The organism is Mycobacterium sp., from assembly GCF_049278535.1.
Classification (GTDB): domain Bacteria; phylum Actinomycetota; class Actinomycetes; order Mycobacteriales; family Mycobacteriaceae; genus Mycobacterium.
Genome location: NZ_JBAPMI010000351.1, coordinates 1 through 9,468, shown reverse-complemented (window position 1 = coordinate 9,468; position 9,468 = coordinate 1). Strand labels below are relative to the sequence as shown.

The 9,468-nt window shown below is 66.5% G+C and carries 10 protein-coding genes; 4 read left to right on the top strand and 6 right to left on the bottom strand.

Features of this window, described 5'->3' with window-relative positions:
• Together WAO18_RS22990 and WAO18_RS22985 are read right to left on the bottom strand one after the other, a co-directional pair.
• Window positions 1-2,033 (bottom strand): ATP-dependent Clp protease ATP-binding subunit (locus WAO18_RS22990; protein ID WP_422208536.1); only part of this gene is annotated, 2,033 nt, incomplete at its 3' end.
• Window positions 2,034-2,161: 128 nt separating this feature from the next.
• Complete coding sequence (locus WAO18_RS22985) at window positions 2,162-3,010, bottom strand: DUF6159 family protein (RefSeq protein ID WP_422208535.1); 849 nt, start codon at window positions 3,008-3,010, stop codon at window positions 2,162-2,164.
• A 121-nt stretch (window positions 3,011-3,131) separates the two neighbouring features.
• On the opposite strand from WAO18_RS22985, the gene WAO18_RS22980 reads away from it, so the two are divergent.
• The 4 genes from WAO18_RS22980 to WAO18_RS22965 all read left to right on the top strand — a co-directional run bounded on the left by WAO18_RS22980 (window position 3,132) and on the right by WAO18_RS22965 (window position 6,346).
• A complete protein-coding gene (locus tag WAO18_RS22980) occupies window positions 3,132-3,458 on the top strand; it encodes a hypothetical protein (RefSeq protein WP_422208534.1) in 327 nt (108 codons plus the stop codon).
• Between the two features lie 117 nt (window positions 3,459-3,575).
• Complete coding sequence (locus WAO18_RS22975; protein ID WP_422208533.1) at window positions 3,576-4,250, top strand: GAP family protein; 675 nt, start codon at window positions 3,576-3,578, stop codon at window positions 4,248-4,250.
• Between the two features lie 32 nt (window positions 4,251-4,282).
• Window positions 4,283-5,446, top strand: a complete 1,164-nt coding sequence (locus WAO18_RS22970; protein ID WP_422208532.1) for an FAD-binding oxidoreductase — start codon at window positions 4,283-4,285, stop codon at window positions 5,444-5,446.
• 9 nt (window positions 5,447-5,455) lie between these two features.
• Window positions 5,456-6,346: an aldose 1-epimerase gene (locus WAO18_RS22965; RefSeq protein ID WP_422208531.1), complete on the top strand. Its 891-nt coding sequence runs from the start codon at window positions 5,456-5,458 to the stop codon at window positions 6,344-6,346.
• A gap of 80 nt (window positions 6,347-6,426) precedes the next feature.
• Here WAO18_RS22965 and WAO18_RS22960 read toward each other — a convergent pair whose 3' ends face one another.
• The 4 genes from WAO18_RS22960 to WAO18_RS22945 all read right to left on the bottom strand — a co-directional run.
• Window positions 6,427-6,798, bottom strand: a complete 372-nt coding sequence (locus WAO18_RS22960; protein WP_422208530.1) for a heat shock protein transcriptional repressor HspR — start codon at window positions 6,796-6,798, stop codon at window positions 6,427-6,429.
• Window positions 6,798-7,970 (bottom strand): molecular chaperone DnaJ, encoded by a 1,173-nt coding sequence (dnaJ, locus tag WAO18_RS22955; protein ID WP_422208529.1) that lies wholly within the window; start codon window positions 7,968-7,970, stop codon window positions 6,798-6,800. The genes WAO18_RS22960 and dnaJ overlap by 1 nt, the downstream gene beginning before the upstream one ends.
• Window positions 7,971-8,038: 68 nt before the next feature.
• Entirely contained in the window at window positions 8,039-8,689 is a 651-nt protein-coding gene (gene grpE / locus WAO18_RS22950) for a nucleotide exchange factor GrpE (protein ID WP_422208528.1), read from the bottom strand.
• Window positions 8,686-9,468, bottom strand: a 783-nt coding sequence (locus WAO18_RS22945; RefSeq protein ID WP_422208527.1) for an Hsp70 family protein, incomplete at its 5' end; no start/stop codon positions are given. The genes grpE and WAO18_RS22945, both read right to left, overlap by 4 nt.

The following is a 9,468-nucleotide window of genomic DNA, read 5'->3' as shown; positions in this document are numbered from 1 at the left end:
AACAAAACGACCGTGTAGGGACGCCGGCGGACCGCCTCGGTCAGCTGACCGCCCTGGTCGTAACCGATGTACCCAGGTGGCGCACCGACCAGGCGGGCCACCGAGTGCTTCTCGCCGTACTCGCTCATGTCGATGCGGACCATCGCCCGCTCGTCGTCGAACAGGAAGTCAGCCAGCGCTTTGGCCAGCTCGGTCTTGCCGACCCCGGTGGGGCCGAGGAACAGGAACGAACCGGTCGGGCGGTTGGGGTCGGCGACCCCGGCCCGGGTGCGACGCACCGCGTCGGACACGGCCTGCACGGGCTTGCGCTGCCCGACGACGCGCTTGCCCAGCTCGTCTTCCATCCGCAGCAGCTTGGCGCTCTCGCCTTCCAGCAGCCGGCCGGCCGGGATGCCCGTCCAGGCCGACACCACGTCGGCGATGTCGTCGGGACCGACTTCCTCCTTGAGCATCACGTTCTCGCGGGCCTCAGCGTGCGGCACCGCCGCGTCGAGCTTCTTCTCGACCTCCGGGATGCGCCCGTAACGCAGCTCGGCGGCTTTGGCCAGGTCGCCGTCGCGCTCAGCGCGATCGGATTCACCGCGCAGCGTCTCGAGCTGTTCTTTGAGCTCGCGAACGATGTCGATGGCGCTCTTCTCGTTCTGCCACTTGGCGGTCAGCTCGGACAACTTCTCGCGATGGTCGGCCAGCTCGGAGCGCAGCTTCTCCAGCCGCTCCTTGGACGCCGCGTCCTCCTCTTTGGCCAGCGCCATCTCCTCGATCTCGAGGCGACGCACCAGCCGCTCGACCTCGTCGATCTCGACGGGCCGCGAGTCGATCTCCATCCGCAGCCGCGCCGCGGCCTCGTCGACCAGGTCGATCGCCTTGTCCGGCAGGAAGCGGGCGGTGATGTAGCGGTCGGACAGGGTGGCGGCGGCAACCAGCGCGGAGTCGGTGATGCGCACACCGTGGTGCACCTCGTAGCGGTCTTTCAGTCCGCGCAAGATACCGACAGTGTCCTCGGCCGACGGTTCGCCGACGAACACCTGCTGGAAGCGCCGCTCCAGCGCGGCGTCCTTCTCGATGTGCTTGCGGTACTCGTCAAGCGTGGTGGCGCCGACCAGGCGCAGCTCGCCACGGGCCAGCATCGGCTTGATCATGTTGCCGGCGTCCATCGCCGATTCGCCGGTCGCCCCGGCTCCGACGATGGTGTGCAACTCGTCGATGAACGTGATGATCTGCCCGGCGGAGTTCTTGATGTCGTCGAGGACAGCCTTGAGCCGTTCCTCGAATTCGCCGCGGTACTTGGCGCCCGCGACCATCGAACCCAGGTCCAGGGAGACGACGGTCTTGTCGCGCAGGCTCTCCGGTACGTCGCCGGCAATGATGCGCTGGGCCAGGCCTTCCACGATGGCGGTCTTACCGACACCGGGCTCGCCGATCAGCACCGGGTTGTTCTTGGTGCGTCGGCTCAGCACCTGCACGACGCGCCGAATCTCGTTGTCCCGCCCGATAACTGGGTCGAGCTTGCCTTCGCGAGCGCGGGCGGTCAGGTCGGTGGAATACTTCTCCAGCGCCTGATAGGTCGCTTCGGGGTCGGGACTGGTGACCCGCGCGCTGCCGCGCACCTTGACGAACGCCTCGCGCAAGGCCTGCGGTGATGCGCCGTGTCCGGTCAGCAGTTTGGCGACCTCGGAGTCGCCGGTGGCCAGACCCACCATCAGGTGCTCGGTGGAGACGTATTCGTCGTCCATCTCGGTGGCCAATTGCTGCGCGGTGGTAATGGCAGCCAGCGATTCACGCGACAGCTGCGGTTGCGAGTTGGCGCCGCTGGCCTGCGGCAGCCGGTCCAGGATGCGTTGCGCCTCGGCGCGGATGGCGGCGGGCTCGACGCCGACAGCCTCCAGCAGCGGCGCAGCGATCCCGTCGTTCTGGGTCAGCAGGGCCAACAGCAGGTGAGCCGGCCTGATTTCGGGGTTGCCGGCGGCAGTCGCCGCCTGCAGGGCCGACGTCAGCACCGCCTGCGTCTTGGTTGTCGGGTTGAAAGAGTCCACGACACCTCCGTTCGGTTGAGATAGGGCCTAGCGGGGCCCGCGAAAAATGCTTGTCGCGTTGTTCAACGCCGTCAAGGTTGAGTCTGTTCCGCTCAACTCTAACTATTTTTGGGCGACCGCGCCGCCGGCTAGGCCGGCTGCGGCTGAAAGGCGGCCTGGAGCTGCTGGCCGTTGAATCCACCCGGCGTCTGCCCGCTGAGCGCATATTCGTAAACGGCAACGCGGAAGATCTGGCTCAACGTCGCCGAGACGACGGCGGCCCCGAACATCAGCACCACCGCGATGGCCAGCACGGCGTATCCGAGCAGTGCCTGCCCGCCGGCCAGCAGCATGACCACGCCGACGCCGGCCACCGACGCGATCGCGAAGCTGAAGCCAACCGTCACCAGGCCGATGGTGGCTGCACCGGTAGCGCCCTCGCCCCAGCGCGCCTTGATGATGGCCGCCGAGTGCTGCAGGGATTTCAACGGTCCGGTGCCCTCGAGCGCGATCACCGGCACAACGAAGAAGGTGGCGATTCCCCATGCGGCACCGGCGATCCCGGCCACGATCTTGCCCAGCAGCGGCACCCGGTTCTCGAACGCCCTGAGCAGCAGCCCGAATGTTGTCGCCACAACCGTCCAGCCCAGAATCGGCCCGATCCGGTGCGCGGCGGCAGCCAGTCCATCGCGCACCTTGGTGTCCTCGCCTCGCATCGAGCGCGCCGCGCACGCGGCCAGCGCCACGTTGAAGAACAGCGCGATGAAGGTGGATACGTACGCCGATGCCACGCCCGCGGCGTAGACGACGGGATCGTTGCGTTCCACAGTCTGGTGATCGAAGACGCCGCGGGTGATCAACGTCGGCGCCCAGATCGAGATCATGGCGAGGGTGCCGAAGATCGTCGACAGGATCGGGAACAGCGCCAATGATGCGTCGCTTCTCAGCACGTCCCAGCTCTGCCGAGTCAATGCCCAACCGCGTGAGATTCTGCCCATCAGTGCACCTCCGGGACGCCGCGGCGCGGCGCTGTGAGCGATTATCTTAGGCCTCCGCAGGGTCGCAGGTGCCGTGATCGGATCGCCCACCGGCAGAATTATTCGAACGTATGATCGATCAGTGGGTGACCTCGCGTCGATCGGATACAACGGCCAGCCGGCCCGCGATCCCTTTCGCGTGGTGCGTCCGCCGATCGCTGTGCTGATTGATCTGACGGTCCTCTTTCCGCGCGAGCCGCACCGGTCGGGGCGCTATCACGCGAACGGTTTGCAGCTGCACAAGGTGGTCGAGGGCCGGCTGACCTGCTGGGGCATCTGCGAGCAAGGCGATTGGTGGGGGTTGGTGACGTATCCGATCGCCTACGGGTCCAAGACCAAGACCGTCACGCACTGGGTGCCGGCCTGGACGCTGCGCCGCAACAATGCGGGCTCGGGACGAGCCCGCTGAGGCGCGGCGCCATCAGACCTGCGCCGCAACAATGCGGGCTAGTCCTGCAACGGAAACACTAGGCCAACCGTCGGCGGTCCGGCAGCGCTCGTCGGCGGTCAATGCGAAGATCAGCGCGTGACAGGAAGTTGGATCTCGCTGCTGACCACGCTGATTCCGTTGGCGCTCGTCGTGTCGATCTCGCCGCTGTCCGTCATTCCGGCGGTGCTGGTGTTGCAAACATCGCGACCGCGTCCGACCGGCCTCGCCTTTCTCGGCGGCTGGTTGCTGGGCCTGGTCGCGCTGACCGCCGGGTTCGTCGCGTCCTCCGATGCGCTCAGCGGCCTGCACAACAAGCCGCCGGTTTGGGCATCCTGGACGCGCGTGGTGCTCGGGCTGGCGCTGATCGCGTTCGGTGTCTATCGCTGGCTGACCCGCGAAGGACACACCGAGTCACCGAAGTGGATGCGGTCTTTCGAAACCCTTACGCCCGCGCGGGCTCTGGCCACCGGGTTGGTTTTGGTGGTGGTGCGGGTCGAGGTGCTGACCATGTGCGCATTGGCCGGGTTGGCGATCGGCAGCGGTAACCTAGGCCACGCCGGCGAGCTGGTCACTGGTGCCATCTACATCGCCGTCGCCGTATCCACGGTCGCGATCCCGGTCCTGGCTTACGTGGCCGCCGGTCACCGGATGGACGATCCGATGGCGCGACTCAAGGAATGGATGGAGCGCAACAACGCCGCGCTGCTGGCGGCGATCCTCGTCCTGATCGGCTTGATGGTGCTGTACAACGGCGCTCATGCGCTGTTCTGAGGGTCGCTGAACCAGGCATAAAATCGGCGCCCGTGAGCCTCAACGACCGGGATGCCCTGGCGGTGCTGCACGCCGCCCTCGACCCGGACGACGGCAACGGGCTGATCGGCCGCTTCTACACCCGCTGGTTTGACTTCGACGCGTCACCGCGCGATCTGTTTCCACCCGACATGGGCGCCCAGCGGGCCGCCTTCGCCCAAGCCTTGAAATGGGTTTACGGCGAACTGGTCGCTCAGCGGGCCGACGAGCCGGTGGCGTTTCTGGCTCAGCTGGGACGCGATCACCGCAAGTACGGGGTGCTGCCCCAGCACTACGAAACGATGGGTCAGGCGCTGTATACGACCCTGCGCGACCAGCTGACCGAGGCGTGGACTGAGCAGGTCGACGCCGCGGCTCACCAATCGCTGAACCTGATCACCGGGGTGATGAGCGGTGCCGCCGACGCCGAACAAGGGCCCGCGTGGTGGGACGGCACGGTCGTCGAACACCTTCGGGTTTCCCGCGACCTGGCCGTGGTGCGGCTGGAACTGGACCATCCCATGCCCTACCACGCCGGCCAGTACGTCAACGTCGCTGTGCCGCAGTGCCCGCGGCGCTGGCGGTATTTGACACCGGCCATCCCACCGGACGACTCCGGCGCCGTCGAGTTTCATATCCGCGCCGTGTCCGGCGGACTGGTCAGCAATGCCATCGTCAACGAGACCCGGCCCGGGGACCGGTGGCGGCTGTCCAGCCCGCACGGCGCACTTCAGGTCGACCGCGACGGCGGCGACGTGCTGATGGTGGCAGGCAGCACCGGGCTGTCGCCGCTGCGCGCGATCGTCATGGACCTCACCCGCTGGGGGGTGAACCCGCGCGTGCACTTGTTCTTCGGCGCCCGTTACCCGTGCGAGCTCTACGACCTGCCGACCTTGTGGCAGATCGCCTCGCACAATCCCTGGCTGTCGGTGACACCGGTCTCCGAACTCAGCGGCGACCCCGCTTGGGCCGACGACTATCCGGACGTCACGCCGCCGCGCGGACTGCACCTGCGCCAGACCGGCAAGCTGATGGATGTGGTCACCCGATACGGCGGCTGGGGAGATCGGCAGATCCTGATCTGCGGCGGACCGGAGATGGTGCGCGCCACCGAGGCCGCGCTGATCGCCAAAGGGGCCCCGCCGGAGCGTATTCAGCACGACCCGTTGTCCCGCTAGTCTCATCGGGTGCACATCGTCACGCTGAGCGACCCGTCGTCATCGGTAGAGGCTCAATTCGTGCCAGAGGCCGGCATGATCGGCGTCTCGCTGACCGACTCGGGCGTCGAACTGCTCGGCCAGCGCCGAGGCCTGGACGCTTACGTGGACAATGGCAAGACGATGGGCATCCCGTTGCTGTACCCGTGGGCAAATCGACTGGGTAGCAACATATATGAAGCCGAGGGCACGACTGTCACGCTGACCGCCGGCGAATACGGGGTGCGGGCCGACCCCAACGGGTTGCCGATCCACGGTGTGCTGGCCGCTTTTCCGCATTGGCGAGTGACGCATGAGTCGGGCCACGAGATGACCGCGGAGGTGGACTTCAGCGACGACGACGACCTGCTGGCCAGCTTTCCGTTTCCGCATCGGTTGGCACTGACCATCACGCTGTACGAGCGGACCTTGCGGCTGCGCATTTCGGTGACTCCGACTGGAGGCCGGGCGGTGCCACTGTGTTTCGGCTTCCATCCGTATCTGCAACTGCCGGACGTGCCGCGCGATCAGTGGCTGATCCAGACGCCGGCGATGCGGCACCTGACGCTCGACGAGAAGGGACTGCCCACCGGTGCGGCCGTCGTCCAGCCTGCCCTCAGTGAGCCGTTGGGTGACAAGGCATTTGACGATGGCTATGACCAGGTCGGCGACGGTGCGGTGTTCGCGGTGTCCGGCGGTGGCCACCGTGTCGAGGTCCACTTCGAGGAGGGTTATCCGGCGGCGCAGATCTTCGCACCGCTCGGCGAAGACATCGTGTGCTTCGAGCCGATGGCCGCGCCCACCGATGCGTTGCGGCGCGGCGGTTATCGTTGCGCGCAACCAGGGGACTGGGGCATCGCCCAGTTCTCGATCCAGGTCTAGTCGGCGTTGCGCGAGACAGAAGCCAGGGTCGCGAATCGGCTAAAACTACCGCCCTGGATTCTGTTTCGCGGCAAAAGAATCTAGCGACGCGGCTTCCAGACCACCACGGCGGTGCTCTTTGGCACCACCGCAATGTCGCGCCGCTGGTTGGCGCGCAGCACCTCGATCTCGGCGGCCATCTCCTTGAGCCGGGACTGCAGCGCCTCGACCTGATTGGTCAACTCGATGATCCGTTTGATACCAGCCAGATTGACGCCCTCGTCCTGAGACAGCCGCTGCACTTCGCGGAGCAGCTCCACGTCATGCTGCGAATAACGGCGTCCACCACCGGAACTGCGATTCGGACTGACCAAACCGAGCCGGTCATAGGTACGCAGCGTCTGCGCATGCATACCGGCCAGCTCGGCGGCCACCGAGATCAGGAAGGTCCGAGCTTCGTCTTTCTTTGCCATCAGCGATTACCTGCCCATCCGGCCCGCGGGTCGAAGCCACTGGATCGCTCGGCGACCGCATAGGCTTCCAGCGCTTCTTTCGCGGCACCCTCCAGGTGCGGCGGGACAGCGACTTTCACCGTGACCAGCAGGTCGCCCTGTCCGCCGGAGCGCTTCGGCACGCCGCGGCCACGCACCCGCAGGATGCGGCCGTCGGAGGTTCCCTTGGGCACCCGGACACCGACTTTGCCATCCAGAGTCGGAACGGAAAGCGTTGTACCCAAAGCTAATTCGCTGAAACTGACCGGGACGGTGACGGTGAGATCGTCGCCGTCACGGGCGAACACCTTGTCCGGCCGCACGTGGACGGTGACGTACAGGTCACCTGACGGTGCACCGCGCAGTCCCGCTTCGCCCTGACCGGCCAGCCGGATCCGTTGCCCGTCCTCGACACCCGGCGGTATCCGGACGTTGATGGTGCGGGTGCGGGTGGTGACACCGGTTCCCTTGCACTCGTCGCAGGGGTGCTCGATGATCGATCCGCTGCCCCGGCAGTCGGTGCACGGCTCGGAGAAGCCGAAAGCGCCTTGGTTGCGGTTGATTACGCCCGAGCCGTTACACGTCGGGCAGACCTTCGGGCTGGTGCCCGGCCTGGCTCCGCTGCCGTGACAGTTGGTGCACGGCGCCGGACTGGTCAGCCGCAGCGGCATCGCCACACCTTTGGTGGCCTCCATGAAGTCCAGCTCGGTTTCGGTCTCCAAGTCGTTGCCGCGACGCGGCCGACTGGGCCGGGGTTGGGCGCCGCGGCCGAACAACCCGCCGAACAAGTCGCCGATGTTGCTGCCGCCACTGCGGCCTGCGGCGTCGAACAGGTCGTTGAGGTTGAATTCAGCGCCGTCGCCGCCGAAGCCGCCGGCGAAGTCGCCTCCGCCGCCACCATTGAATCGCCGACCGAATCCGCCGCCGGCGAAAAGCCGACGGGTCTCGTCGTACTCCTTGCGCTTGGCGTCGTCGGACAAGACGCTGTACGCCTCGGAAACCGCCTTGAACTGTTCGGCTCCGTCGGGGTTTTTGTCAGGATGCAGATCGGACGCCAGCTTGCGGTACGCCGTCTTGATTTCTTTGGCGCTGGCGTCAGCGGAGACGCCCAGCTCCTTATAGAAGTCCTTTTCGACCCACTCGCGTTGAGCCATGTTGCGTCACCCCCTGCCTACCTTTCTCAAGCTTCCTGGCGTCGCCTACGTCCTGTCCGAACCGGTCGCTATTTCTCCGACGGTTCTGATTCTGCGTGCTGCTCACCCTCGTTCGCGTGGTTATCGCCGGTGTCAGCGATCGCGGAGTCCTCCGCGACGGTGTCGACCACCCCGACCAGCGCGTGCCGCAGCACTTGCTCGCCGAGCTTGTAGCCCTGTCGCATCACGTTGCCGATCACCGGCTTGGAGCCTTCTCCGCCGTCGCCTTCGTGTTGCACGGCCTCGTGCAACGCCGGGTCGAAGTCATCGCCCTCGGCGCCGAAGGCCGCCAGCCCGAGCCCGGTCAATGCGCCGAACAGTTTGTCGGCGACCGACTTCAGCGGTCCCGAATCGAGATCGCCGTGGCTGCGTGCCCGCTCGAGATCGTCCAGCACGCCCAGCAATTGGCTGACCACCGCGGCTTTCGCGCGTTCGGCGGTCGCCTCCTGGTCGCGCAGCGCCCGCTTGCGATAGTTGGCGTAGTCGGCCTGCACCCGCTGCAGATCCGCGGTCAGCTCGGCAACCTTCTCGTCGGTGGCTGCGCCGTGGCCGGCCGCCGCGGCCGGTGCCGCCCCCGAAGGGGCAGCACCAGACGCCACGTGACGTACTTCGCCGGTCTCGGGGTCAATCCGCCGCTTATCGGTGACGGTTACCGGCTCTTCCGGATTGCCTTCGGTCACTGGCCCTCCCGGTCATCGTCGACCACCTCCGCGTCGACAACGTCATCGGCACCAGAGCCGCCCGCACCGGGCTCGCCGCCGCCGGCGGCTTGCTCAGCCTGGGTGGACTCATAGATGGCCTGACCCAGAGCCTGCGACTCCTGGCCTAGCTTCTCCATCGCGGACTTGATGGCACCGATGTCGGTGCCGTCCAACGCCGTCTTGGCTTCGGCCACCGCGGCGTCCACCTTGTTCAGCGTGTCCTCGGGAACCTTCGAACCGCCTTCGGCACTGCGCTGTTCGGAGACGAACTTCTCCGTCTGGTAGACCAGCGTCTCGGCCTGGTTGCGCACGTCCGCCTCTTCGCGACGCTTGCGGTCTTCGTCCGCGTGCGCCTCGGCGTCCTTGATCATCCGGTCGATCTCCTCCTGGGACAGGCCGGAGCCCTCCTGGATCTTGATCGTGTTCTCCTTGCCGGTGCCCTTGTCCTTGGCCGTGACGTGCACGATGCCGTTGACGTCGATGTCGAAGGTGACCTCGACCTGCGGCACGCCGCGCGGGGATGGCGGAAGACCGGTCAGCTCGAAGGAGCCGAGCAGCTTGTTGTGCGCCGCGATCTCCCGCTCACCCTGATAGACCTGGATCTGCACCGACGGCTGATTGTCGTCGGCCGTGGTGAAGGTCTCCGACCGGTTCGTCGGGATCGTGGTGTTGCGTTCGATGAGCTTGGTCATCACGCCACCCTTGGTCTCGATGCCAAGCGACAGCGGCGTGACGTCGAGCAGCAGCACGTCCTTGAC

What these genes read in the sequence shown, in the direction of transcription:
- WAO18_RS22985 (WP_422208535.1), bottom strand. Translation starts at nt 3,010, where the DNA reads ATGGGCAGAATCTCACGCGGTTGGGCATTGACTCGGCAGAGCTGGGAC.
- dnaJ (WP_422208529.1), bottom strand. Translation starts at nt 7,970, where the DNA reads ATGGCTCAACGCGAGTGGGTCGAAAAGGACTTCTATAAGGAGCTGGGC.
- WAO18_RS22960 (WP_422208530.1), bottom strand. Translation starts at nt 6,798, where the DNA reads ATGGCAAAGAAAGACGAAGCTCGGACCTTCCTGATCTCGGTGGCCGCC.